The organism is Rheinheimera gaetbuli, from assembly GCF_054781935.1.
The window spans coordinates 356,072-382,169 of sequence record NZ_BAAGTL010000008.1 but is presented as its reverse complement, the minus strand read 5'-3'; the positions used below and the strand labels follow the sequence as shown (position 1 = coordinate 382,169).

17 protein-coding genes are annotated in these 26,098 nt (G+C 52.2%); 3 read left to right on the top strand and 14 right to left on the bottom strand.

Going from position 1 to position 26,098, the window contains the following annotated elements; all coding sequences use genetic code 11:
* Positions 1-51 precede the first annotated feature (51 nt).
* The 8 genes from ACYVIC_RS08630 to ACYVIC_RS08595 all read right to left on the bottom strand — a co-directional run bounded on the left by ACYVIC_RS08630 (position 52) and on the right by ACYVIC_RS08595 (position 10,621).
* Positions 52-2,430, bottom strand: coding sequence for a TOTE conflict system archaeo-eukaryotic primase domain-containing protein (locus tag ACYVIC_RS08630; protein WP_460859071.1), 2,379 nt, complete (start codon positions 2,428-2,430; stop codon positions 52-54).
* Positions 2,431-2,471: 41 nt separating this feature from the next.
* Positions 2,472-3,407 (bottom strand): nucleotidyl transferase AbiEii/AbiGii toxin family protein, encoded by a 936-nt coding sequence (locus tag ACYVIC_RS08625; RefSeq protein ID WP_460859069.1) that lies wholly within the window; start codon positions 3,405-3,407, stop codon positions 2,472-2,474.
* Positions 3,404-3,820 (bottom strand): S-adenosylhomocysteine hydrolase, encoded by a 417-nt coding sequence (locus tag ACYVIC_RS08620; protein WP_335735939.1) that lies wholly within the window; start codon positions 3,818-3,820, stop codon positions 3,404-3,406. The genes ACYVIC_RS08625 and ACYVIC_RS08620 overlap by 4 nt, the downstream gene beginning before the upstream one ends.
* A gap of 437 nt (positions 3,821-4,257) precedes the next feature.
* Positions 4,258-4,605, bottom strand: a complete 348-nt coding sequence (locus ACYVIC_RS08615; RefSeq protein WP_460859067.1) for a hypothetical protein — start codon at positions 4,603-4,605, stop codon at positions 4,258-4,260.
* Between the two features lie 133 nt (positions 4,606-4,738).
* A complete protein-coding gene (locus tag ACYVIC_RS08610) occupies positions 4,739-5,161 on the bottom strand; it encodes a BLUF domain-containing protein (protein ID WP_460859066.1) in 423 nt (140 codons plus the stop codon).
* Positions 5,162-5,256: 95 nt separating this feature from the next.
* Positions 5,257-6,741, bottom strand: a complete 1,485-nt coding sequence (locus tag ACYVIC_RS08605) for an NAD-dependent succinate-semialdehyde dehydrogenase (protein WP_460859064.1) — start codon at positions 6,739-6,741, stop codon at positions 5,257-5,259.
* A gap of 108 nt (positions 6,742-6,849) precedes the next feature.
* The gene (locus ACYVIC_RS08600; RefSeq protein WP_460859062.1) at positions 6,850-9,279 is read right to left on the bottom strand and encodes a TonB-dependent receptor domain-containing protein; all 2,430 of its coding nucleotides are present in this window, start codon (positions 9,277-9,279) and stop codon (positions 6,850-6,852) included.
* Positions 9,280-9,367: 88 nt separating this feature from the next.
* Positions 9,368-10,621, bottom strand: a complete 1,254-nt coding sequence (locus ACYVIC_RS08595) for an MFS transporter (RefSeq protein WP_460859061.1) — start codon at positions 10,619-10,621, stop codon at positions 9,368-9,370.
* A 187-nt stretch (positions 10,622-10,808) separates the two neighbouring features.
* Here ACYVIC_RS08595 and gtfA point away from each other — a divergent pair, with 187 nt between their 5' ends.
* Positions 10,809-12,305, top strand: a complete 1,497-nt coding sequence (gene gtfA / locus ACYVIC_RS08590; protein WP_460859059.1) for a sucrose phosphorylase — start codon at positions 10,809-10,811, stop codon at positions 12,303-12,305.
* Here gtfA and ACYVIC_RS08585 read toward each other — a convergent pair.
* A complete protein-coding gene (locus tag ACYVIC_RS08585) occupies positions 12,302-13,321 on the bottom strand; it encodes a LacI family DNA-binding transcriptional regulator (protein ID WP_460859057.1) in 1,020 nt (339 codons plus the stop codon). The two genes, gtfA and ACYVIC_RS08585, sit on opposite strands and share 4 nt — an antisense overlap.
* Before the next feature lie 110 nt (positions 13,322-13,431).
* On the opposite strand from ACYVIC_RS08585, the gene ACYVIC_RS08580 reads away from it, so the two are divergent.
* Positions 13,432-14,382: a PfkB family carbohydrate kinase gene (locus ACYVIC_RS08580; RefSeq protein ID WP_460859055.1), complete on the top strand. Its 951-nt coding sequence runs from the start codon at positions 13,432-13,434 to the stop codon at positions 14,380-14,382.
* Position 14,383: 1 nt separating this feature from the next.
* Here the strand turns inward: ACYVIC_RS08580 and ACYVIC_RS08575 are convergent, their stop codons facing one another.
* The 5 genes from ACYVIC_RS08575 to recC form a co-directional block, all read right to left on the bottom strand.
* Positions 14,384-15,634, bottom strand: coding sequence for a type II toxin-antitoxin system HipA family toxin (locus ACYVIC_RS08575; protein WP_460859053.1), 1,251 nt, complete (start codon positions 15,632-15,634; stop codon positions 14,384-14,386).
* A gap of 2 nt (positions 15,635-15,636) precedes the next feature.
* Complete coding sequence (locus tag ACYVIC_RS08570) at positions 15,637-15,936, bottom strand: helix-turn-helix domain-containing protein (RefSeq protein WP_460859051.1); 300 nt, start codon at positions 15,934-15,936, stop codon at positions 15,637-15,639.
* 128 nt (positions 15,937-16,064) lie between these two features.
* Positions 16,065-17,990, bottom strand: coding sequence for an exodeoxyribonuclease V subunit alpha (gene recD, locus ACYVIC_RS08565; protein WP_460859050.1), 1,926 nt, complete (start codon positions 17,988-17,990; stop codon positions 16,065-16,067).
* Positions 17,977-21,666 carry an exodeoxyribonuclease V subunit beta gene (recB, locus tag ACYVIC_RS08560; protein WP_460859048.1) on the bottom strand — a complete coding sequence of 1,230 codons (3,690 nt, stop codon included), beginning with the start codon at positions 21,664-21,666 and terminating at the stop codon, positions 17,977-17,979. The genes recD and recB overlap by 14 nt, the downstream gene beginning before the upstream one ends.
* Positions 21,663-25,064, bottom strand: coding sequence for an exodeoxyribonuclease V subunit gamma (recC, locus tag ACYVIC_RS08555; protein WP_460859046.1), 3,402 nt, complete (start codon positions 25,062-25,064; stop codon positions 21,663-21,665). Before recC ends, recB begins: the two co-directional genes overlap by 4 nt.
* A 283-nt stretch (positions 25,065-25,347) precedes the next feature.
* Here recC and ACYVIC_RS08550 point away from each other — a divergent pair, with 283 nt between their 5' ends.
* Entirely contained in the window at positions 25,348-26,019 is a 672-nt protein-coding gene (locus tag ACYVIC_RS08550; protein WP_460859044.1) for an immunoglobulin domain-containing family protein, read from the top strand.
* Positions 26,020-26,098 lie beyond the last annotated feature (79 nt).

The following is a 26,098-nucleotide window of genomic DNA, read 5'->3' as shown; positions in this document are numbered from 1 at the left end:
GAATAGCAAGATTAATCACCTCAGCAAATAGGAATAAGCTTGGATATAAATTCATTTTTCCTTACCAGTGACTGCATCAGAAGCCACTTTATACCCCATTGCTTTATAACTTTTCTCTCGCTTGGCAAACATACGCTGCAGCATTGGAATATAAGTATCAACGTAATCATGAATTGTCACCAGAGTTTTACCATCAACTTCACGGTGGATCCTGCCGGCGTACTGCGCCAGGGCTCCCTTCCAGGCGATTGGCATAGCGAGAAACAAGGTATCTAGCCTTGGCAAGTCAAAGCCCTCACCAACATACTTGCCGGTTGCTACTACAACCTTCGCTGAAGAAAGTCGCTCATTGGCGCTTTTGCGCTCAGCGGCTTTCATCGCGCCTGTAAGGATGACTGAATCAATCCCTTGCTCTTGCAGCAGCCTGTTAATCTGTTGCGCATGTTCGCGTCGCTCAGTTAACACCAGTGGATGCCTACTTGCGGTAACGCTTTGCACCACATCTGCCACAATTCGATTAGTGCGCGTTTCATTTTCCATAATGAGCCGATACACATCAGCTACTTTTGGTCGCTCTTCGCTCAGTAACGCGTGCTGCTGCTTTGTATCTTGCAGCTGATGCACCTGCACCTGCTGCTCAAATTGTTCATCTGTCTGGGATTTCACTTTATGCCTGATAGGACCTGCTGCCATAAAAATGATCTTCTGATGGCCATCTTGCCGGTCTGGGGTTGCCGTCAGCCCCAGCACATATTTCGCTCGAACCTCGTTTAACACCATTTCAAAGCGCGGGGCTGAAACATGATGGCATTCGTCCACGATAACATGACCATAATCCTGTACCAGTGACAGAACGGTGTTGTCTTTAAGATTAATTAAGCTTTGATAGGTCGCAATATCAATTACGCCCGTAGGCTTTCTTTTACCACCAGCGATCATACCTATCTCGACTTCAGGTAAAAATGAGCTTAGACGCTCCCGCCATTGTTCCAGTAACTGGCGGCTATGCACCAGAATTAACGTATTGACCTTACGCTTCGCGATAATGCCGATCGCCGTCACCGTTTTCCCAAATGCTGTGGGAGCATGCAAAGTTCCCGTATCGTGCTTAGTCATCTCCTTCACTGCAACTTTCTGATTTGGCCTGAGTGTCATCAATGGTTCTAGACCAACCAGCTTTTCACCTGTCGTACGCTTGTCATCAATTAACACGGCAATTTTGCTCTCAGTAAGCAGAGTAATCGCCTCATCCAGGCAGCCCCTTGGCAGAGATAGGTAGCCTTGATCCATGCGCGCACATGAAATAAATCTAGGGATACCATTTGTTGAAAAACGCAGTGCCTGAGTTTTAAAAAACACTGGGTTAGAGAAGCTGGCAAAGCGTTTGAGTCGTGCCGCCAGTAAATTAGGTAACGTACTCAGCTCAAAATAAACTCGATCAGCCAAGGTTACCGTCAACTGCGTTGGCGGATTTTCCAGGAGCAATGAACCAGGTTTTGCGCTAGCTTCCCAAGGCGGGCGATTATCAGGCACTTGTTGCTCTTTTTGCAGTGGCGTATTTGAGGATAGCTGGCTGAGTAGTTTGGTTAACTCTTGTTGTTTAAGCCGTCTTATTTGCGCCAGGTGCTGCCACTGATCGGCTATCAATTTCAGCTCTATATCAACAAATGAGCTATTACCTGCTTGCCTGGCTTCACGCTGCAGTGGTAACGCAATTAGATTACCAAAACCACCCTCGGGTAACACATCCTGATTGGGGAATAATCTGTCGTAGGAATCAAATGACAGGTTAGGAAAGATTTCCATAGCTTTATCGAGCAGTGCAAACCCAAGTAATCTAGCCTCACTTGCTGGTACTCTATCTTCAAAAAAGATCCAAAGGTGTGCTCCCTGCCCGGAGCGGGATATTTCAATTACGTGGGGGATTTCCAAATCCACGCAGACTTTTGCGATTGCCTTAACTTCGTCTTGCCAATGGCCTTTATCAAAATCGACAGCCAACAAATAGCATGTATTGTCTTGGAGTAACGGATACAAACCAACCACTTGTTGACCTGCAAGATGGCGGTAAATAACCTGGTCATTCAACTCACTGAATTGACGGTGTTGGCAGTCCATGCATTTTATGCGCGGTTTATTGCAAATGCCTTGCATCCATTCGTTGTTGCAGGCGACAGAGTAACCTGCCCGGCCTTGTTGGTTTTGCCAACGATTAGCGAAAATATCCTGACGGCCACGGAATAGATTACGAAAAATGGCAATCTTCTGCTTTGGGGTTAAATTTGAGCCACTATCGTCGTTTGGAGCTAACTTGAGCAATGCTTCTTTACGAGCCAACAAGGTACGTTTTTCATGTTCAATTTCTGCCAATCTGGCATCGATAGACGTAACACTTTCGAAGTATTTAGGATCAACATGATTGGTATACATGACAGCCAGCCCCCTCAATACTCAGGCACAAGCACGCAATATCAGCCGATATGCTGCTGTGTTAGCAATTGAACCATTTTGAGGGCATCAGGCCAAGCTACAGGCTGAGGGTGATAAACCAAAGGCCCGATAAATCGTTTATAACGTTCAGCATATTTGCGTTCCTCTAACTGGGCCAGGCCAAATAGTAGCTCTTTGCGGGGATCGGCTTTGAACTCCGGGTGTTGTTCACCAAATTGAGTTACGTCTGTCTCGATCACTGCATCGATTAATTGCTTAAATTCCGCTTTATTCGCTAACTCAGTTTTAATTTGGTAAAGATCGTAAGCATGACGAATTAACTGATCGTCATCCTTCCGCTCCATATAACGGGTTGCAACTGCCGTTCGGCGTAGCAGCGAAACTAGTTTCTCTGCAGCGGTTGAGACAAGAGAGACGCAAGCAAACTGTTCAACTTCTGGCACCTTATTTATGACATCAGCATAAAACGAACTGACCGGATGATAACTGGCAGGCTGTAATAGCTCAGACTCGGTCAGTTCTAATTGAATATGCGTCCGTAGTGCGTCACTGGAAGGAAATGCATTCGGGTAATTGAGCAGCAACTGCAAAAAACGACGTTCATTTCGGACAACCGGATCCTTGCTCTGAGTAAAAAGCCCACTATCAAGTATTCGATTCGTGATATTAAGGTGGATGCGTTTTCTCAGTGTACGTTGCGCAGAATTACTTAATAGCTTTGTCGCAACGTCAGGCACCAACTTTAGATCTATGTCCTCAGACATCCGGTGTGTATGTTTATATATCTTAGCCAAACAGGTACCACCAGCGAATACTAGCTGATATCCCTCGGTGTCGGTGGTACTAAGCAAGCGAAGCAGTTGTATCAGGAAGTAATCTTTTTCGACGATAGCCGGATCAGTAATATCAAGAGCATCTGCAACCTCAGCAAACGTTTCTGGTTCAGGCAGCATCATGAACGCTGCTCGACCTGAAGCTGCATATTGCGTAGTGATATTTTGCGATTAAAACGGCTTTTTACGATAACTTTGGCATTCACAGGAACCTGAGTGGTCTCACCTTTGTTATAACGAACCAGTTCGTCTGATGGCTGCCAGGCAACACCTAACCGCTCCAGGGCTTGTTCAGATACCGCCTTAAAACCACCATTAGATGCCAGCATAGGTTTACCCGTGATGCTGCTTATCCGGGCTTTAGCATATAAACCATAACCAATTTTCAGTAGCTTACCCTCAGCCACTAACTCTCGAAGTGCCCGTCCTACCTGATCATAGCCACCCAATTGCTCAAAATCAGCGCGCAGAAAAACATCCTGCTTAGTACGACTAATTTGCTGCTCAACCTGTTGCTTTAAACTTAACTTTGGCACAAGGCACCTCCGGTATAACATTGCCTAAGCTTAGCAAAAATACGACAAACTCCCAAGCAAAAATACGACACTTTGCTCAGCACTTCGTAAACGACGCATTAGTATATCTATAGTGGCAATAGATGTTTCCTGTTATTTGAGCGACAAATTAAGCAACTGAAAAACGGCGGGTAAATCGGTGGGTAAAATAACAAAAACACCCACACAAACAATCATATATAAATGATTTATAAAAAAATAATTTCATAATCTACAAGTAAATTCAAAACGTGGAATAACGTCAGATTCTCTTGCTAAGCGCTACCTGCCAACAGTCGTCAGTAGCGATTTTGCCCATCGTAACGATGGGCTGTAGGCTAAGCCATAAACAAGGTACACACAAAGCTGCATGGCGTTGCAGCAAACTGTGTAAAGCTTAACTGATGCTTATGTTCAGATCAGCATGCATGCTTGTGAACCAAGAATGAAACACTGCCATCGCTAATCCATTCAATTAACAGCTGACCATTATCAAATAGCAAACGCCCTTCCCGGTTTGGCCGGATACGATTGAGTTTACGCTGCTCAACCAAGGTATCCAGCAATTCTAAAATAGCGGTTTTTACCCCTGACTGTTTTAGCATCAGGTTATCGGCTTCAGCTAAGTGCCATGCCGTCGCTGTTAGTATTAACGATTCAGCTTCGGCTAAAAACATAATACTGCCGCTAAGTTGTTGTAATTGTGGGTAGTTGTGTCGCAGGGCTTCCAAGCTCTGCTGTTCAAGCAGGATTACATCATTATCCATAGCTTTTCTCCTAAGACTCTGTTTCAGTGTAGCCAGATTATCGGCTGGCAACAGCTCTGAACAGTGCGGATATTTCTGATGTGTACGTTGATGGTACAGGTGGCAGATTGGATTATCGTAGAATTTTACTTTATTACTTCAGCACCAACTTAAACCAGTCTAATTGGCTTTCGCTAACCTTGCTGGCCTGGCCTATCATATTTAGTACGGCTATTAAGTCCTGATTTTCTTCGTTGTCCAGTAGCTTTCTTACCCCCAGGCTCCAACGCGAGAAATCTCGTTGTGCTATGGGTTTGCGTAACAATAATCGTACATTGCGGTGCCGTTTATCGCGGCAGATGCTGGCGTAAAGTGCGTCAACTATTGCCGCTTCGCCTTCCAGATACTGTAAGAAATAATCCCCGGTAACCAATAAGGCGCCGGTAATATTACGCCGGTGGTTATTCGGCTCAGCACGCAGTTTTATCTTATGAATAGCCGCGTCATCCGTGTCGGCACAGCGTTCGCTGATATATACCAGCTGGATTTCGTCTTTTTCGATTGCAGTCGCGGTCACAGCACTTATCCTTTGGCTTTGCAGCCTCTTTTATAGCGCTGCTGCTTTTGCAAAGCAATGGTTTCAGCAGCATCCTGTCCCTATTGCAGCGCCTGTTATAACCCGCCTAAACACAAGTATTTTATATCGGTGTAGTCATCCAGGCCGTATTTAGAGCCTTCACGGCCATAACCGGATTGCTTCACGCCGCCAAAAGGGGCCACGGCGTTGGAAATAATGCCTTCATTAATACCGACCATGCCAAACTGCAGCACCTGGGCTACCCGAAACACCCGGCCGATATCCCGGCTGTAAAAGTATGCTGCCAGGCCATAGTCAGTATTGTTGGCCTGCTCAATCGCCTCTTGCTCGGTATCAAACGCCATTAACGCTGCCACAGGGCCGAAGATTTCTTCTTTGCTAATCGCCATATCGGCGTTTACGTCGCTGATTAAGGTCGGCTGAAAAAACTGGCTGCCCGCGCTATCGGTATTGCCACCTAATAGCAGGCGGGCACCGTCATTCAGCGCACTTTGCACCAGCCTGGTCACTTTGTGCAGCGCCTTGTCATCAATTAGCGGGCCGATTTGACTGTCAGACATTAAGCCATCGCCGACCTTTAGCGCCGTGATGGCAATTGCCAGCTTATCCGCAAAGGCCTGATACACACTGCGCTGCACTAAAATACGGTTGGCACAAACACAGGTTTGACCGGCATTGCGAAACTTGGCGGCCATCAGGCCTTGCACGGCAGCGTCTAAATCGGCATCGTCAAACACGATAAAAGGCGCGTTACCGCCCAGCTCCATTGTTACCCGCTTTACGCCATCAGCGCATTGCTTTAATAGTTGTTTGCCCACCGCTGTGGAACCGGTAAAGCTGAATTTAGCCACCTTGGCATGCTGGGTTAACACTTCGCCAATGGCTTTGGCGTCTGTGCCCACTACCACGTTAAATACTCCGGCTGGAATGCCAGCCTGGTGAGCCAGTTCGGCCAGCGCCAATGCAGATAAAGGCGTTTGATGGGCTGGTTTAACAATAAAAGTACAGCCGGCAGCCAGCGCCGCTGCCGCTTTGCGCGCTAGCATGGCATTGGGGAAATTCCACGGCGTTATCGCCGCCACGACGCCGACCGGCTGGCGCTGCACAATAATGCGCTTATCGTTGGAAGGCGCCGGTATGGTATCGCCATATAAACGTTTGGCTTCTTCAGCAAACCATTGCAAGTACGAAGCGCCATAAGCAATTTCGCCTTTGGCCTCGCTAAGCGGCTTACCTTGCTCCAACGTGAGTAAACGGGCTAAATCATGCTGATGTTGCACAATCAGCTGATACCAGGCTTGCAGTAACTGTGCGCGCTCTGCAGCGGGCTTGGCAGCCCAGCCGGCAAAGGCGTTGTTTGCCGCCAGCACGGCTTGTTCAGCTTCTTTGGCACCTGCAATGCTAACCTTAGCCAGTAATTGCTGATTAGCCGGGTTAACCACGTCAAAGGTATCAGTGTGCGATAACCAGTTGCCGTTGATGTAAGAGCCTTGTTTTACCAAAGCTTGATTAACATGTTGCATGATCGGTTGCGTAGTCTGCTGTGCTTGCTGTTGCATTATTCACTTCGCTTAGCTGAGGCTGTTACAGCATGTTAGCACATAGGGGGAGCACTAAATAAAGCAACGGCGGGCACAGCCCGCCGTTTTCAGTTTAGGGTTTGCTCATTAGAAGCGATATGCCAGACCTAACGAAGCATTACGGCCATTAATGGTGCGGGCGCGGATAATACCGTTGTCCGGTACCGAGCCTTCTTCGGCTTCTGTCAGGCCAATTTCGTCAAACAGGTTATTTATGCTTAACGATAACGTCAGGTTTTCTGCCAGAGTGTAGCTGGCAAACGCATTAACCTGGGTGTAGCCGCTGAATTTCAAGTCATTGTTATCCTGCGCATAGGCGGCTGTAGACCCTATCAGGCTTACGCCAAGCTGGGCTTGGTCAAAAAAGTAACGTGCCAGCAGGTTGTAAACAAAGTCCGCCTGGCGCCTTGGCGTATTGCCTACCACATCTGGCGTTAACGCGTCCTTGCTGATCTCAGCATCGGTCCAGGTAACCGAGCCACGCATATCAAAATCGCCGATGCGGTAGCTGCTTTCCAGCTCAATACCGTGTGCCTTGTACGTGCGGTCAAAAAAGCGCTGGCTGGTGGCTTCAAAGTTTTGCTCTTCGGTTTCAGCAAAAAACAACGTAGCAAACAGGTTTAAGTTGCCATGCCGGCTTTTGCTGCCCAGTTCATACTGGGTAACTTCATCTACTGCATCTTCTTTGGCGACGCTGCCATCAGCATTCACTTTGCCAAACAACAAGCGATCAGCATTGGCGCGGCCGCCTTTGCTGATGCGGCCAAACATGGCCCAGTCTTTATTAAACTGATAGTTAGCACCGGCCGAGTAAGAATTATAACCCCAGCTATAGTTCACAATGCTGGCATTGGCTAAATCGATACCGGATACGCTTTGCTCTACCTGGCTGATGATGCCGTCGCTGTTCATATCGCGGCTGCTTTGCACCGCACCGGCATAGCTGCCCGAGGCGCTGCCGATATCGCGGCGGATACTGGCATCGAGCGATAAGTCGCCATAGGCCCAGCTTACGCCGGCATACGGCGCTTTGGTGCTGTAGTCGGTGTCATAGTTACGCTGACAACAGTTGCCCCAAAACGGCACGCCGTAAGCCGTCAGGCCCTGTTCGGAAAACGCTGCACCATCAGCGGCAGTGACATTTAGCAGCTCAGCATTATTACCCTTTAACGCCATTAAATACGAATTCCATAACCATGACATGCTGATACTTTGATCTGCCATGTAATAGCCGACATTCACATCCACAGCACCAAAACGGCGTGACAGTTTTAAGTCGTTAACGATAGAGCCAAAATCATCTATTTCAACGTCAAAGGTGTGAATACGCATAGCGTTTTCTGCGGTGTAGGCTGCACCGGCATTCGGCCCTACCGCATAAGTTAAGTTAGCACCGGCGCCGGCGATACTGTCGGCGATACCTTGCGCATTACCAACCTCTGCCGGAAAGGGGGTATTAAAATTACCGCTGACATCGCTAACACGAAAGCGGTTTTCCAGCGTCCAGCCTTCGGCTAAGTCAAACACCGCTTCCACGCCGACACTGTTTACTTTCGGGTTCATGCCATCGCGCACATCGCCACGGGAAATTTGGTTATCGCCGTTTAAGCGCACCGTTTGGGTTAAATACACTGATTGCAGCGTATCCGAGCCGGCGTCATAACCCGGCACTGAGCGGCCATCAGCAAACATCGGCATCGGCATATAGCTGGTGGCTTTGTCGTTTAAATGCTTAAAGTACAACCGCACATAGCCGGTATTAAATTCTTTGGTCAGGTTGCCCTTTAACTGAAAGCCTTGCTCGCCCTGGTAGCCCGGGTCACGCACACCTTCGCCCTGGCGCACAAAACCGCCCAGATGAAAGCGCATATCGCTGTTAATATCGCCGCCGTAATCAAAATCGGTGCGGAAACTGTCGTAATCCAGTCCGGTGGTAAAGGCGATACTGCCACCGTTTTCTTCGCCGGTTTTACTGACAAAATTGATAATACCACCCGGCGAATTGCTGGCAGTGGTGCTGGCCGAGCCGCCGCGGATCACGTCAAGCCGCGCTAAACTAGCATCGGCACGCAGAAAAATATCGGCGTTACCAAAGGCGATATCGCCAAACTGCAGCACCGGCAAACCATCTTCCTGCAGGGTAACAAACTTAGCGCCGCCGGACGCAACCGGCAAGCCGCGTACGGCGATATTGGCATTGCCTTCACCGCCGGTGGCCTCACTGCGCACACCCGGCAGCATACGGAAAATCTCGGCGGTACTGCGCGGCGTGGCCACGGCAATATCATCCAATGTCAGGCTGCTAACCGACACGCTGGATTGCATTACGGTTTGATTACGCGACACCGCACCGGTTACCACTATGCGTTCAAAACCCAGACCACCAGCCCCTGTGCTTTGGCTGTCGTTGGTGTCGGTATTGTCTGTTGCAACTTGCTGCGCCATGACTACGCCGTTGCTTAGTGCCAGTGTGACAGCTAAAGCGAGTAAAGTTGGTGTCAAATTATACTGTTTCATTGTCTATCTCCCGTGTTGAAGTCGCGATCTATTCTTTGGATAGTCTGCTATTAACTTAATCGTTTAAGCTTTTGTTGCTATAAAAAAGCTAGCTGGAAGACATCTGCTCCAGCTTAGCTTTGGCTGGCTGTTTCAGCCAGTTGTATACCATTGCCAGTGCAAGCAAGGCGGAAAACAGGGTTGCCAGATAAAAACCGGCAGTGACATCGTTAGCCCAATCACCCAGCACAGCCATTAACGCCGGTGCCACGGCGGCCGCCAGCGCGGTAAACGCCAGTAACAAGCCAGCTACAGCGCCATGCTGCTGCCTGGCAAAGCAGCTGATGCCTTTGGAATTAAGGGTGGGGTAAATCATCGACATAAACAGGCCGGACAACGGCATTAGCCACACTGCTACCTCTTTACCCCCCAGCATGCTGGCGGCAAAGCAGACAAAAATACACAGCGTAAATACCGCCATCACACTGCTCCAGCAAAAACGGTTTAGAATGGCTGTTGCCAAAAAGCGCCCTACCGCGCGCAGAATAAAGAATACCGTAATCGCCTGGGCGGCCAGTAAGCTCCAGCGGCCGTCGTAATCAGCCAGCAAGGTAGGTAACCAGACAAATATCGCCACTTCACAGCTGACATACAGCGCTATGGCCAGCGAAAACCCCAGCGCGTAACGATTTTTTAATAGCGCCATAGAACGGCGCAGCGATACCTGCTCAGCAGCAGCCTGATACGGCGGATAAGGCAAACGTGCCGACATCACCACTAACAAAGTGCACAGCAAGCCAGCCAGTAAGTAAAGCGAAGTCCAGTGAATAGAAGCAGCAATCATCAGGGCCACTAATGCCGGGCCGACTATGGCGCCAATGGCAAAGAACCCCTCAACCGTGTTCATGGTGCGGGTATGGCTTTGGCTGTCAGGGCTAATATCACCAATTAACGCCAGTGCCGCTGTTTTAAATATGCCGATAGCCAGGCCACACAGGCCCATTAATAAGATAAAAAACAGCGCGCTGTTGCCAGCCATAAAGGCATAACAGGATACGGCGTACAGGCTTAAACCGACGATAATCAGCTTTTTACGGCCCAGTTTATCTGCCAGCCGGCCGAGGAATAACCCGGCCAAACCAATCGCCAGCATGGGTACATAATGAAAGGCACTGGCCTGAAACATGGTTAACTGATATTCCGCCATGGCTTCAGGGATGATCACGCCCACTGCATCGGTGGTCATGGCAAAGACAAAAAACATCAGGTAGGTCATCCAACGCACCTGGCGCTGCAAGCCCTGAGTACGATCTAAAGCTCCGGCTGCCCCAACAGCCTGACGCTTCGCATCAGTAGTAAGCATAGTGTTTCCCCGTTTATGTTGTTTGCTAACGCCGGTGTAAGCGCACCTTGCTTAACAAACTTATCTGAACGCTACGCTTTATCATTCAGACCGGTTTTATTATTGGCCGGGGGTTGACAAAGTCGTCCGTTGGCTTAAAGCTATATCTTAATCGTTTAAGAAGCAAATATTTTTCAGGATTATTTTTATGAACCGCCAACAAAATGCCAACCAGATCCAGCTAATCACCTACATTGACCGGCTAAGCGGCGGTACTATCAAAGACTTACATACGATGCTGCAAGGCCCGCTGGCCGGCTTGTTTGATGGTGTGCACTTGCTGCCGTTTTATCCACCGATAGATGGCGAAGACGCCGGCTTTGACCCCACCGACCATACCGCAGTAGACAGCCGGCTGGGTAATTGGGCCGATATCCGCGCGCTGGCGGCAGACTACCCGGTGATGGCCGATATGATCGTTAACCATATGTCGGCGCAATCACCGCAGTTTGTTGATGTGTTGGAAAAAGGTGAAGCCTCACCCTACTGGCCGCTGTTTTTAACCCGCGACAAAGTGTTTGCTGCAGATGCCGCGGCAGAGCAACTTGCCGCCGTATACCGGCCAAGACCCACACCGTTTTTTACCGATATCGCCCTGAAAGACGGCCGCAAAATTCCGTTTTGGACCACCTTTACCGCCAATCAAATTGATATTGATGTTAACTCTGCCGCCGGTAAAGCCTATCTGCAGGCCATTTTGGAGCGCTTTACCGAAAACGGCGTGAAATATATCCGCCTGGATGCCGCCGGCTACGCCATTAAAAAAGCCGGTACCCGCTGTTTTATGCTGCCGGAAACCTTTGAATTTATTGCCGCCTTATCTGAGCAAGCCAAAGCACGCGGCATGCTGTGTCTGGTGGAAATTCACGGCTATCATCAAACCCAGATTGACATCGCCAAACGCTGCGACATGGTATACGACTTTGCCCTGCCGCCACTGGTGCTGCATACCTTGTTCAGCCGCAATGCCGATGCACTGAAACACTGGCTGGATATCGCGCCACGCAACTGCATCACCGTGCTGGATACCCATGATGGCATTGGTATTGTTGATGCCGCCGATTATCAGGGCCAGCCGGGCTTACTGACTGATCCAGAGCTCGACAGCCTGGTAGAAACCATTCATGCCAACAGCAAAGGCAGTTCAAAACTGGCCACCGGTAATGCCGCTAACAATGTCGATTTATATCAGGTTAACTGCAGTTTTTATGATGCGCTGGGCCAGAACGACCAGCAGTATTTGTTGGCGCGCGCCATTCAGCTATTTTGCCCCGGCATCAGCCAGATTTATTATGCCGGCTTACTGGCGATGCCCAACGATGTTGAGTTGTTACAACAAAGCCGCGTCGGCCGTGATATCGGCCGGCCTTATTTAAATGCGGAAAAAGTCGCTGACGCACTGCAAAAACCGGTGGTACAAGCGTTGTGCGGGCTTATTACCCTGCGGCGCAGCCTGCAGGCTTTTAACGGCGATTTCAGCCAAACACTGCATAACGGCAGCTATCAATTGCAGTGGCAGCATCAGGGCCATACTGCCGCTTTGGTTATCGACTTAGCCAGTCTGGAAGCAACCATGCACTGGCAACATGCCGGACAGGCCGCCGAAAGCCTGGCGCTTAGTAAGCTGTACCGCAGCGTCAACTAACTGCTTTCACCCAGGCGCAGTTCATACGGCAACTGCAGGGTGGTGTCGTCAGGGTTTAAAAACGCCCTGACGGCGGCCTCGCCCTTTTGGTCGCTAAACTGCCACACCGAGGTTAATGTCGGGTGGTAGCGCAGCGTTTCCTCAATGCCATCAAAGCCGACCACACGAATATCCTCTGGTATACGTAACCCCAGTTGCAGGGCTTCGCGCATTGCACTTAAGCCAATCAGGTCGCTCATACACAGCAACACTGTGGGCCTTGGGCTCATCGCCAGCACCGCTTTGGCCGCTTCACGGGCGTAGGTTTGGTTACTCTCGGGAATATGCCATAAATAATCGGCCGCCAGGGTTAAGCCACATTGCTGCATTGCCCTTTGGTAACCGTCTAAGCGGCGGTGCGCTATCGAACTTTGGTTGTCCCACATCGGTTTATCACCCACCGGCTGGCTGCGGGCCGCATCAATTAAGCGCAGGCCCAACACGGCCACGGTATCGTTTTGCTGCAGCACGGCTATGGCGCTGTCAAACGCCGCCTGCTCGTTGTCGATGTTCACCGAAGGGCGGCCGGGTAAGTCAAAATCTACTGTTAACACGCGCTTTTTTGACAGCCGCAGCTGCTCAATTAAACCGGTATTGCGCGGTGCGCCGTAGCAAATAAAACCGTCGACAAAATCGCTGATCGCCTCCAGGTTAGTGGCCTGACCGGAAAACAGCAGCAAATGCAGCTGATGCCGCTCCAGCTCGCGGCTTACGCCCTGCAAAAACTGGCTGGCCACCGGATCGCTGACCATATATTCCAGCGAGTCAGACAAAATTACCGCCACGATGCCCGAGCTGCCCTTGCGCAGCGACTGCGCCGCTTTGTTAGGGCCAAAATAGCCCAGCTCATGGCAGGCCTGCAGTATTTTCTGCCGCAGCGCCACCGACAACTGATCCGGCCGGTTAAAGGCGTTTGAGATGGTTGCGGTGGAGACACCCAGGGTTTTTGCCACGCTTTTTAGGGTTAATTTACTCATCATGCCAGTGGTTTTTCACTATCTTCTTAATCAATTAAGTTATATGATTTTGCCATTAATGGCGACCGTTTTTCGCCGTATTTAACAATGTAACATTAAAGGAAGCCAGCATGCTTGCAGTTATTGGAGAGAATGTGGTTGATATGCTACCCGGCGCAGACGGCTTTTATCGCGCCTGCCTTGGCGGCTCGCCGTTTAATGTTGCTATTGCGGCGGCGCGGCAAAATGTCGCGGTGTGCTATTTATCGCCATTATCACAAGACCATTTCGGCCAACAGTTTGCCCACTATCTGGCCGACAACGGTGGCGCCTATGGCCCGGCGTTTTTCAGCAGCGCGCCCACTTCTGTTGCCATGGTTAGCATTAATGCGCAGCGCCAGCCGCAGTACAGCTTGTATCGCCAGGGTATTGCCGACCGGGATATCAGCGCGGCGCAACAAATTGCCGCCTTACCCTCCGCCTGCAAACTGCTGCATTTAGGATCACTGGCGTTAGAGCCACAAGATGGTGCGCGTGTAACGGCGGTGATAGCGGCGTGTCAGGCCAGACAAGTCCAACTGGCGGTAGATATTAACGTGCGCATTAATGCAGTAACCGATGTCGTTGCCTATCGCGCCTTGCTGTTACAGGTGATTGCCCAAAGCCACTTTATAAAAGCCAGCGACGAAGACTTACAGCTGTTGTTTCCCGAGCTTAACCTTACTCAGGCGCTTGGCGCACTGCGTGATTGTGCCCCACACGCCCTACTGGCGCTGACTGAAGGCGAAAAAGGCGCCAGCCTGTACTGGCAGCAGCACCACATCAGCCTGCCGGTTATTGCCGCCACGCCCTTTGTTGATACTGTCGGTGCCGGCGATACCTTTTGGGCCAACTTGCTGGCCGCGTTGTTAAAGCTGGGTTTGCCCACTGCAGCAGACATCAGCACGGCACAACTGACACTGTGCCTGCAGCGCGCCATGCTAGCCGCCAGTTTAAATATCGCCAAAGCCGGCTGTAACCCGCCACACAGCGCTGAACTTACAGCAGCGTTAGTGCAGTTACAAACCGCTTCGCAACAGTAAGTTACAGATTAAAAGCTTGTTGTTTGATCAGTTGTTCACTACGACTAATGCCAAGCCCGGTGGCAACCTGTTGCCAGTTTTTCACCACCTGCAACACCTCATCATAAATGCTGCTGGCTTGCTGCTGGCTTAAACGGAAGAAATCAATCACCGCAAACGCCAGATTGTAATCAAGGGCGTTGGCAGTGTCAGTAATGTTTAAATGCAAACCTTGCTTGCCGCTGGTTGGGTTTAAATCGTAAGCCGGTGACAACTTCCAGCCTTTTTTGGTTAATAAAAATCCATGATTTCTTAAGTGATCGTCTGTATTCGACACAGCGATATTAAACACAATCCGGCGCCATAATTGTGCTAAATCTGCTTTTGTTTGCGCACCACTGGTAGTTAGAAACTCGGCGATTTCTAAATAACTGGCCCCCTCTGAACGCTCACCGTCATAGTATTGCAGCTGCGTCATGGCTGACGAAAAGTGAATGCGTTTGTCACCCATCCGGTCAAATCGTTTAGTGAGAAAGGTATGATGCTCGGACGAATACCTTTGTATAGCGCAGGGGAACATCTCCACCCCGGCTGCTAGCGCCAACTTATAGCAAACCATTTCCCAGGCACCAACATCGACCGTATCATTTTGATTAGGGAATTTGGCAATCCACAGCTGATGCTCAGTATCTGTTACACACGCCTTAGGTCTTGCACCGCCGAGTGAAGAACCGGGTGACATCAGCATCCTTAGCCAGCGGTAATAGTCTTCGCTGTCAATGTTGTCGTCCTGCTCAATTTTTATAGCGGCATACTCGAGCTCGCATAGTGACGTCATCGGAGGGGCGGCAAATTCAGTATTATTATCCAAAAAATCCGTTGTTCCTGCAGCTTTAAAGCGGATGCCACCCATGCGGTAAGCATCGTGCACACCCAACAGGTAGTCGAGTTCAGTCAGCCTTGCCGTGGCCCGTAAACCTTTGCGATGCTCAATCGCCGCCCTGCGCTGCATAAGAATACGCCCCCAACGGTCAGGCGATGAATCTAAAAATGCACGAAAATTTTTATCGGCTTCGTCATTGTATAACTCACCAGTATGCAGGCTAAGCAAGGGATCAATTTGCAAACGATAGGGTGATGTTAAAAAAGCCTTGTCATAGGCAAAGCTAAACACGCCGCCACGGCTTGAATCACTATAAGCCAACTGACCAATTAATAATGGCTGCTCAATGGGATGCCAATCCGCATACACCTCTACCAATTCACGGCTCATTTTTAACCTTCCAGTAACTTGATGTTTTGCAGTTTGATACCCAGCTCATCATGCGCGGCCATTTCAGAGAAATTGTCCTCCATGCCTAAAACGGCCATGACTTTCAAATAGGTGCCAATTGCCACTCCAGGTTCACCAGCAAACACCTTGTTCACCGTTTTATGATCAAAACCCGTTCGCTCACAAAGCATCTTCTTGGTTAACCCACGTCGCTTCATCGCCAGCAACAAATCCTCACCAAAATGAGTGAGAATTTTAAGCTGCTTTGGAAACAGTACACTGTGTAAGTCTCGCCTTGCCATACAACCGCCAATAATGGGACTATATTCCCATTTTTAAGGATATAGTGGGAATATAGTCCAACATTTATGCATTGGCAAACTGAAGAATAAGAAAAAAAGGACTAAATTCCCACTTCTGAGTATAACGACTACAAACCGCTGCTGCGGCTAACCCGCCGCGCTATGGCCTGTTGCAACAGCGCCGGGTTGGCACACAACAACGTAAAGTGCGCTTTGGCGCGGGTAATGCCGGTGTACAACAGCTCGCGGCTTAAAATCGGGCTGTTATCCGGCGGTAACACCAGGCAGCAGTGAGTAAATTCCGAGCCCTGCGATTTATGCACCGTAATAGCAAAGGCGGTATCCACCTCGGTTAAGCGACTCGGCAGTACCCACTTTAGCGTACCGTCGGACAGCTGAAACACCACCCGCAACTGGCCGCTTAACGGGTCTTGCAGCGTTATGCCGATATCACCGTTCATTAAGCCTAAGCTGTAGTTATTGCGCTGCATCATCACCGGCCGCCCGGCATACCAGTGCTGGCGTGCGTCAATTAAGCCGGCGCTGCTAAGCCATTGGCCAATTTGCAGGTTTAAGCCCTCGACGCCCCAGTCGCCGCTGCGTAGCGCGCACAGCAGCTGAAACTGGCTATAGCAGCCCAGCACAGCACCGGCCCATTGCTCGCGATCTGTTGCCGGCTGTTGCATCAGCTGCAAATAGTGGCGATAACCGGCCAGTACGGTGGCTTTTAACGCGGCAGGGGTTGTGCCGGCTAACAGCGTTATATCGTCAAACCGGCTAAATAGCGCAGGCGCTTTGCTATCGCCGCAATTTACCGCTGCCGCCAATTGGCCAATGCCAGAGCTGGCATCAAAGCGGTGGCTGTGGCGTAGCATTACCGTGGACTGATTTAACACCGTGCCGCTGCCCTGCCATGTTGCCAGTGGTAATTCACTGTAGGGGCTGAGCAACGCCAGCGTATCGGCACTGTAGCCGCCTAAATCCGCACCGCGGCATAAGTCGCCCAGCACCGAGCCGGCTTCTACCGACGACAGCTGATCTTTATCGCCGAGCAATACCAATTGCGCTTGCGCTGGCAGAGCACTTAACAGCGCCGCCATCATTTCTAAATCGACCATCGAGGCTTCATCTACCACCAAGACATCCAGCTGCAGCGGATTGTCGCTGTTATGCTTAAAGCTGCGCCGGTTAGGCAGTGCACCGAGCAAGCGGTGCAAAGTGGCAACCTCAGTCGGTATGGCGGCTGTCAGCTCTGCCGGCAAACGGCTGATCGCACCGCTAATTGACTCGGTTAAGCGCACCGCCGCCTTACCGGTCGGCGCAGCCAATTTAATATTCAGCCGGTTGGCTGCACCGTATTGCAGCAGCGCCAGCAGTTTTACTACTGTAGTGGTTTTACCGGTGCCGGGGCCGCCGGTAATAATGGCAAAGCGCCGCTGCAGCGCCATGGCGCAGGCCAGTTTTTGCCAGTCAGGCTCAGTTTGCGCTGTGGCGGGAAATAAACGCTTCAGCTGGCCGGCCACATCGGGGGCAAGTGGCAAGAGTGCGGCCACCCGCTGGCTTATTTGCTGCTTTACCAATTGCTCGGCCTGATACAGCCGGCGCAAATACAACCGGTTGTCGCTTAGTACCAAAGGCGCAGGATCAGCGCCGCTACTTAGCCAGTTGCTGCCCTGCAGCGCCTGGCGATAATCGGCCATGCCCATGCCGGTAAGCAGCTGCGAGGGCCGGTCACTAAAGCGTTGTAAAAACTGGTTTTGTGGCGGCAAACTTAGCAGGCCGTCCGGGTCATCCAGTAAATCCTGCAGCAAAATACAGCTGTGGCCACGGCCATATTGATGACATAGTAAAGCCGTTAGTAACCATACCAGCGCATTAGGCTCAGCAGCCAACTGGTGCAGCGTTTGCGGCAACTGTGCATCTAACGCCCGTAACCAGCGCCGCTGCGTCCAGCGCGCCAGCAACGCCTGCATCTGCGTTATATCCTGCAGCAGCATGGCCTGCGCCGGCTTAGCGGCTGCGGCGAATAAATCGCCCTGCTCATACTGTGACATTAACCACCTCCTCGCCGGCAAACAGCGCATCTAACTGCCACAACAGTTGAATGTCAGCATCCAGCTGCAGCTGGCCTTGCTGTGGTGCGCGGATAAACCAGTACAGCGCGCCGCCAATATACTGCTGTGGCGCCTGCAGGTACCCGGGTTGGCGCAGCTTTAACAGCCGGTGCAAGGCCAGTAAATACAGCGCGGCCTGCACGTCGTAGCGCTTGTCCAGCAGCGCTTTTTGCATGGCCTCTATGCTGTAGGCGCTGTCATCCGGCCCCAGCCAGTTCGATTTGTAATCCAGCACCCAGTAGCGGCCATCGGCGCCTTGTAAGGTTAAATCGATAAAGCCTTTGAGCATGCCGTTTAAGGTATCACTCAGCAGTGGCGGGCGCAGGTGGCCGGGCAATATCGCTTTAGTTATCAGCGCATCAAGTTTTAACACGTTGACGTTAGCGCTTTGCAGCCAGAACTCCAGCTCTGAGCGCACCTGACTCAGCGCGCTCAGCGCCAGATCTGCGCCCAACAGCGGCGCTTGCAGCATCTGCGCTAACCAGGCTTGCAGCACGTTTTGCCACTGTAGCCAGTTATGCTGGGCTAAACGCTGCGTCAGTAACGCCTTGATAAACACCGCATCAGTGTCGGCAAAGCCCTGTTGCTGTGCATCTTCCAGCAACTGGTGCAGGAAGGTACCGGGCACAGCACCACGCGGAAAATCGTGTATCGATTGCAGCTGCTCGCTGTAGGCCGGCAGCTCGCTGGCTTCCTCCTGCAACAGCGCATCCAGCGCGGTATCGGCGGCCAGTAACGCACTGGCGCTTGCATCCGCTTTACTGCCGGTGCGCAGCGCTGAATAGCTGGCTATCCACCAGTGTTCGCGCTTTAGTGGTGCCTTAAGCGTTAACGCGCTGGTGAGCTGTGCCGTGTCGGCCGGCGCGGTTAATTTGTTGTAAGCTGGCAATGGCTGCGCCTGCCATGGCAACTGCGCCAGTGCCTGTTGCAGGTCGGCCAACGTGGGTTGCTCGCCAATACCGAGTAAGTAGCCGAGCGCACTTTGTGACAGCTTACTGTGTTTGGCGTTGCCTTCGCTAAATAACGCCAGGCCCAGATAGCAGGCATACACCGGCCGGGTTAGCGCGACATACAGCAGGCGGATATCTTCCAGCAGCCGTTCGCGTTCGGCGCAGGCCAGCGCCGCATCGTCCGGGGTTAAATCCAGCACCATTTCGGTGCCGTTAAAATAGCGCTGCGGTTGGCCTTTTTTCACGCTTTTAAAACCGCAGATAAAGGGCAAAAACACCAGGTTATATTGCAGGCCCTTACTTTTATGGATGGTCACCACCTGCACCAGTTGCTGATCGCTCTCCAGCCGCAGCTGTTGCTCGTCACTGCTTTTCGGGCTTTGCAGTTGTTCGGCCAGCCAGCGCAGTAAGCCGCTTTCACCGTCACGCTGCTGGCTTTCACTTTGCAGTAATTCGGCTAAATGCAGCACATTGGTTAAGCGGCGTTCGCCCTGCTCTTGTGCCAGCCATTTTGCCGGTAAGCTGAAGTAATGCAGCCAGCTGCTTAGCATGGCCAGCACACCTTTTTGCCGCCAGATCTGGCGGAACTGCCGCACCTGCTCGGTCAGCTGCTCCCACGCCTGTTCATCGCTGAGCCAATAGTGCAACTGCGCATCGGTGTTGGCCGACATCGGCAGCGCCAGCGCAGCGCGCAGCAGGCTTTCATCCTCTACCTGCTGGCAGGCGCGCAGCCAGGTTAAGACGGCGCTGGCTTCTGCACTTTGAAAAATCGAGTCGTTGTCAGATAAATACACCGAGCGCACATTGCGCGCACTAAGCTCGCGCCGCACCAGCGCGGCTTCGTTACGGTCGCGCACCAAAATGGCAATATCGGCCGGTTGCAGGCGCTTAATGTCATCGTTGCTGGCAAAACCAGCCTGGCCTTGTTGTGCCTGCTGCAGCAACCGGGCAATTTCATCGGCACAAGCCTGTGCCATCAGGCTTTGGTAGGCGCCTTTTTTCAGCTCTGCCGGCTCTTGTGGCGCCAGATAATAATTTACCGCCGCCACCGCACTGCCAGCGACTAGCAGCTGCTCGGCTTTGCCTTTGGCTTGTACTGGCAGAAATGGCAAAGGTGTGCTGTCACCACTACCAAAGCCAAAGGCACCCTGGCGCTGCTCGGCCAACACAAACAGCTGGTTTACGCCATCAACCAGCGCTGTTGTCGAGCGAAAGTTGGTGCCCAGGCTGTAGTGGCGGCCAGTGGTTAAACTGCGGGCATTTAGGTAAGTGTGTAAGTCGGCGCCGCGAAAGCTGTAAATGGCTTGCTTGGGGTCGCCTACCATTATCAGGCTGTTGTCGCTGCTGGCCACATCGGGGTAAGTAGCACGGAAAATGGCAAATTGCAGCGGATCGGTATCCTGAAACTCATCCACCATCGCCAGCGGATATTGCGCCCGAATGCGCGCAGCTAACACCTTACCGGCTTCGCCCTCAAGCGCGTGGTGCAGCTGCTGCAACAGATCGTTAAAATCCAGCTGCGCTCTTGCCCGTTTATGCCGGGCAAATTCGTCTACCAGCCACAAGGCGGCATGCTGGCGTACAGCCAGCGTCAGTTCGGGTTTAGCCTCAAGCAGCGCCACTGTTTGGTCAAATAAATCAAACAACGGGTGGCTAACCAGTGGCTGGCCTTTTTTCTGGCCGCCAGCCAGCTTTTGGCCACTGAATTTTTGCACCATGGCAGCAAAATCGGTGTCGCGGCTGTTTAGCCGTGCCGGCTCTGCCAGCATCTTTTGCCACCACTGGCGCTCAGCGCCCCAACTGGCGGTGCGGTATTTGTTGCCGTTTAACCAGCTATTAGCAAAGGCATCGTCTAGCAGGTGCAGGGCGTCGGCCGTTAGTGCTTGTTGTAACGCCTGGCAATGCGTGTCCAACGCGGCTTGCCATTCAAGTAGCGGCAGTGCCGCCTGTGCCGGGCTTAATGGCGCCGGCAGCGCGACACCGCCGGCATTAAAGTGCAAGTTTGCCGCATCAGCATTTAGCCAGGGCCGCACATCGGCTAATAACGCCTCGGGCGAGCTGGCGACGCCCCCCAGCGCCTGCAATACTCCGGCATCCTCCAGCGGATACAAAAACCGCCGCCAGTAGTCGCAGGCCAGGGTGTGCAGCAGTTGCTGGTTATCATCGCTAAGGGCTTCACCAAAGCGCATACCGGAGTCAAATGCATGCTCGGCCAGCATGCGCTGACACCAGCCATGAATGGTAAAAATGGCCGCTTCGTCCATCCATTCTGCGGCGCTGCTTAAACGCGATGCGCAAGCAGCAAACTGCGCCGCCGGCGTATCGTCCAGTAAGCGCTGTAAAAAGTGATCGCTGCTGTTACCCAAACGAAAGGCCGCTGCAGCTTCTACCAGCCGGGCGCGGATCCGATCTCTAAGCTCGGCGGTGGCGGCGCGGGTAAAGGTAACCACTAAGATTTCCGGCGGCAGCAGCGGCCGGCTAAAGCCAGTGCCGGTGGCCGCATTTTTTGCGTCAGCACTGTCACCCGGCGCAGTGCCATGGCCCAACACCAGACGCAAATACAGCGCGGCCAGAGTATAGGTTTTACCGGTACCGGCGCTGGCTTCAATTAAGCGGCTGCCTTGCAGCGGAAAACGCAGCGCATCTAACGCCTGTACCTGGCTCATGGGTTGGCATCCTTATTCTGTGGCGCTATTGGCATTTGCACCAGCGGGCCATAAACTTTTTGCGCCCAATCGGCAAAGCCGGCCTGCATCAGGCTGGCAAAATCCGGGTAGTAACGCTGCAACTCAGGTGCACTTTGCAACTCGCCGCTAAAGTTATAGCCGCCCTCGAACAGCTCTCGACACTTGGCTTCATCACCGGTTTGCACATAACAGAGCGCGGTTTTTGGCAGCAACGGCAACGGTTGTTGTAAGCCTTGTTGCCAGTATTCTACCAGCGCGGATAACTGCGATGCCGCCGTGCTCTGCGACTGTGGCAGCAACTGCACCGCATCGTCCAAACCAAACTGCCAGGTGCTGACGGCTTCACCCTGGGCATTGGCGGCCAGTTGCTGCAACCAGCTGCTGCGCAGGGTATGCCAGCGCAACTCGCCTTTATTGCGGATGGCGGTGGGCCTAAGCTGCAATAGCGCAAGCTGCCCGGCCGGGCTTTGGTAGATATTGCTCAGGCTGTCGTTAAGGCTAATACCGGCCGGTTGCAACTTAAGCGTAAGCGGCGTGGCGCGCCGCTGCCAGTCAATGCCGCTGGCGCGGTAGCGGGCAAAAACCACCCCGGCCTCGCGGCCAATTTGCGCCCCGCTTAAGCTGCCAAACAATGCCAGTGGCAGTTTGGCTTCGCGCGCCAGCTGGGCGATCGCATCAGCCACATCCAATTCCGGTTCAGCCAGCAACTGCTCAAGCAACTGCTGTTTTAGCTGGTATAGCTCAAGCGCGTTTAATACAAAGGGCTCGGCATCTTCTACCGCTAACTCTGTTTGGTAAAACCGGGTTTTAAAGCGTTGCTGTAAATAATGCCGGCACGGATTGGCCAGAAAGTCATCCAGCAGGCGCACGGTTAACAACGGTAACTCGGCCGGCGTGGTGTTGTTGCCGGTTATCGCCGGCACGGCCTGATGCGCGCCCTGCCATTCATGGGCATAGGTGGCATAGTTGCCGTTAAAATACTGCCGTGAAAAGGGTTGCAGCGGGTAACTGTGGCATAAGGCCACTGACGGCTTTTGCCCTGACGGATGCTGCCAGCCGGTGTCGACCAAGTCCATCACCTGGCTTAACAGCACGCTGGGCGGCAGCTCGCTGTTGTTGCGGATATCACGGCCTACCCAGCTTAAATACAAGGCATCACGCGCACTTAACAGCGCCTCTAAAAACAGATAGCGGTCGTCATCACGGCGCGAGCGGTCGCCCGGGCGATAATCATTAGCCATTAAGTCAAAGTCATCACGCATGCGCGAGCGCGGGTAATCGCCATCATTTAACCCCAGCAGATAAATGCGCTTAAAGGGGATAGCCCGCATCGGCATCAAGGTAGAAAACGTCAGGCTACCGGCTAAAAAGCGCTGGCTTAAGCCACTGCTGCCGGCTTGCTCCAGCCAGGCGTCACGCAATACCGCCAGCGGCACCTCACCATTAAAGTCACCGCTGTGTGCCGCGCTAACCAACTGGGCTAAACCGGCGGTCAGCCGGGCGTAAATCAGTTGGTCTTGCTCGTCAGTAAAATCGAACAAGCTATGCAGCAGGCCATTGTCACTAAGCAGCAGTTGCTGCCAGTCGGTTAAGCTAAGCGCAGCACCATCGGCGCCGTGCGCACTAAATTGCAGATGCCAGCGCTTAAGCTGCTGAATAAACTGCAACACCGGCCCCAGTTCGGCCGCGGCCAGGCCGGCGACCTCCGCATAGGGCGCGCAGTCTTGCCATACCGCTTCATCGCCTATGGCAAAACCGAGCAACATACGTTCGATAGCAAACATCCAGCTGTAGCTGCTGCCGGGTGCGGCTAAATCCAGGCTGGCACGCTGCTGCGCATCCAGGCCCCAGCGGGCGCCGGCTTCGGTCAGCCACAACCGCAGCTGCGGCAGTGCGGTAGGGTTGATGCCAAAGCGGCGCTGTATGGCCGGTACATCCAGTAAGTCGCATACTTCGGTTAAGCTAAAACGCTGGCTGGGTAAATCCAGCAGGTATTCCAGTGCCAGCATTAACGGCTGGCTGCCGCGCAGGCTTTGATCCGCCAGGCTATAGGGCAAAAAGCGCGCGTCGTCAGCTGCCAGCCGGCCAAACACCGCATGCACATGGCTTTGATACAGGCTGATATCCGGCGTCATTATAATTACGTCACGCGGTTTTAAGCTTGGGTCATTGGCAAAGGCGGCGATTAGGTTATCCTGCAAAATTTCGACTTCGCGCTGGCGGCTGTGCGCCAGATGAAAGCTGATGCTGTTATCGCGGGTAGTCAGTTGCCGCACAGGCTGTGGCGTGGGGTTTAGCTCCAGAATATCCTGTTGCAGCTGCGCCAGTAACGGCAGGCTGCTGATATCTTCGACCGGTTCAGAGAACAAATCTATCCGGCCGTTAAACCAGTGCCGATACTGCCCGCTTTGGTCAAACGCATCCAGCAGGCTGATATAATCGCGGCCCTGTTTACCCAAACTGGCCAGCAGCACCGGCGCATGTAAATGCAATGCATCGGCATCCAGTACCGCCGGTAAACCGGGTTTACGGCCATGGCGTTTTTGCGCAGCCCGCACCTCATCTTTAGCGGCGGTAATATCGCCCCAAAAATGCCGGCACGGGTTAAGCACTGTCAGCAGTACCTGGCGCTGCGCGCCCAGCGCGGCCAGTAATTCTACTGTTTGCTGCGGCAAAGATGACACGCCAAACACCACGATGCGATCGGGCAGTAAGTCTGGCCGCGCCAACTTGCCCTGCTGCAACGCGGCCAGTGCTTCGCTGTGCACATCGGCACGGCTGGAAAACGCCAGCTCGCCCACCACATCGGCCAGCTGGCTTTGCAGCAAGCGCCACAGCGCCGGTTGCCACAGTTGATCGTCCGGCACCTGCTGCTTTTTGCTGTTGGGTAAGGCGTTACTGCCTGTGCGCCAGCTTTGCAGCCAGTCGGCACGGTACACCTGATATTGGTCAAACAAATCGGCTAAGCGCAGCGCCAGCTGATAGCTTTTACGGCCATCGCTGTCATCCTTAAGGTAACGTTGTAGCGGGGCGTACACGGCATCGGTTAATTGCTGCAACAGGCCCAGTAAGCGCCAGCTAAGGTTTATTTTGTCGTACGGCAGGCTTTTCGGGATACTGTCACCCAGCACCGCACGGTACAGCTGCCAGACAAACTGGTTTGGCAGCTCAACGTTTAAACCGGCGGCAATACCGGGGTGGCCGTTGGCGGTTTCGGCCAGCGCCATTTTCAGCCACTGCGCAATACCGTTACTTTGCACCAGAATTTGCTCAGTACCCAACACAGGCACCGGCTGCTTACTTAACCACTGCACTAACAACTCACGCAGCGTTTCCAGCTGATTGGCGTGGATAACAACAAAACCGGGCTCTGGCATGCACTTTCTCTGGCAAAACAACATGCTGGCAGGTTAGCACAGCGGCCAGCGTTTGAGAACGAAGCTTGAGCCACAATAGCTTGCAGCAAGCTGAGTATGTAACTCATACAATTTCTATACAAACCCCATACAATTATCAACTTACATACAACCAACAGCACTGTTAACCTTTTTTCGACAACTTCATTACCGATGAGCATGCAAGGCTGTATTGCTAATGATGAAAGTGCTGCAAAACGGCAGACCACCAAGCTGGATTTTACTTAAATTTATGGAGATCGTGATGGCGAAAAATAGTAAGGGATTAGGTTTTGTATTGATGCTCGGAATAACCAGTGCATTGACCGGTTGTAGCGGAAACTCGGATGAGCTTGATGAGAAGCTAGCCCACAGCGCCAGTATTACGCTGATCAATTCATGGAGTGCTATGGCAGATCTGCACGTTGCCAAGCGCAAATTTGACAATGGTTACAGCGGTTTGTTTGATACAGACAATTTGGTCTCACAGGATGTGCCTGTAAATAACGTCGGTGCGCCCTACAAATACAGCTACAAGGCCATTAATAACATTGTAAATTTGGGTGTCAGGGACAGCATCAGTAGAAACCAGGAAGAACGCACCACTAAAACCTTATCTAACGGCGAAAAGTTGTGGGTTATCGCCTGGGAAGATACCAGCGGCAAAACACTGTCTGTTGTTACCAGAAAACAGCACAGTAAAGCTGATACATTCAATGTTCGGTTATTTGCCGATGCTAACTATGCTGTGTCAGTTGATGGTAACAACGTATTAAATACCGAGAAAGGCAAAGTTACTGCTTATCTGGAAGTAAACAACTGCGCTAACAGCCTTAAAGTTGCTGATAAAGCGATAGATTTATGTACTGCAGAGCTAGGGGCATCTTATCTGCTGGTTGTAGACCGTAACGGTGCGCGCGTTATGGCAACTGAATAGTCATCTTGATATATGCGTAAGCCAGGAGGGTACTGTCGCACTTGCCACAATGCTCTCCTGCATTAACACGCACATGGCT

Coding starts and splice junctions, on each gene's coding strand:
- ACYVIC_RS08625 (WP_460859069.1), bottom strand. CDS start 3,407: ATGATGCTGCCTGAACCAGAAACGTTTGCTGAGGTTGCAGATGCTCTT.
- ACYVIC_RS08575 (WP_460859053.1), bottom strand. CDS start 15,634: ATGAGCCGTGAATTGGTAGAGGTGTATGCGGATTGGCATCCCATTGAG.
- gtfA (WP_460859059.1), top strand. CDS start 10,809: ATGAACCGCCAACAAAATGCCAACCAGATCCAGCTAATCACCTACATT.
- ACYVIC_RS08605 (WP_460859064.1), bottom strand. CDS start 6,741: ATGCAACAGCAAGCACAGCAGACTACGCAACCGATCATGCAACATGTT.
- ACYVIC_RS08550 (WP_460859044.1), top strand. CDS start 25,348: ATGGCGAAAAATAGTAAGGGATTAGGTTTTGTATTGATGCTCGGAATA.
- ACYVIC_RS08630 (WP_460859071.1), bottom strand. CDS start 2,430: ATGTATACCAATCATGTTGATCCTAAATACTTCGAAAGTGTTACGTCT.
- ACYVIC_RS08570 (WP_460859051.1), bottom strand. CDS start 15,936: ATGGCAAGGCGAGACTTACACAGTGTACTGTTTCCAAAGCAGCTTAAA.
- recC (WP_460859046.1), bottom strand. CDS start 25,064: ATGCCAGAGCCCGGTTTTGTTGTTATCCACGCCAATCAGCTGGAAACG.
- ACYVIC_RS08585 (WP_460859057.1), bottom strand. CDS start 13,321: ATGAGTAAATTAACCCTAAAAAGCGTGGCAAAAACCCTGGGTGTCTCC.
- recB (WP_460859048.1), bottom strand. CDS start 21,666: ATGAGCCAGGTACAGGCGTTAGATGCGCTGCGTTTTCCGCTGCAAGGC.
- ACYVIC_RS08595 (WP_460859061.1), bottom strand. CDS start 10,621: ATGCTTACTACTGATGCGAAGCGTCAGGCTGTTGGGGCAGCCGGAGCT.
- ACYVIC_RS08580 (WP_460859055.1), top strand. CDS start 13,432: ATGCTTGCAGTTATTGGAGAGAATGTGGTTGATATGCTACCCGGCGCA.
- ACYVIC_RS08615 (WP_460859067.1), bottom strand. CDS start 4,605: ATGGATAATGATGTAATCCTGCTTGAACAGCAGAGCTTGGAAGCCCTG.
- recD (WP_460859050.1), bottom strand. CDS start 17,990: ATGTCACAGTATGAGCAGGGCGATTTATTCGCCGCAGCCGCTAAGCCG.
- ACYVIC_RS08600 (WP_460859062.1), bottom strand. CDS start 9,279: ATGAAACAGTATAATTTGACACCAACTTTACTCGCTTTAGCTGTCACA.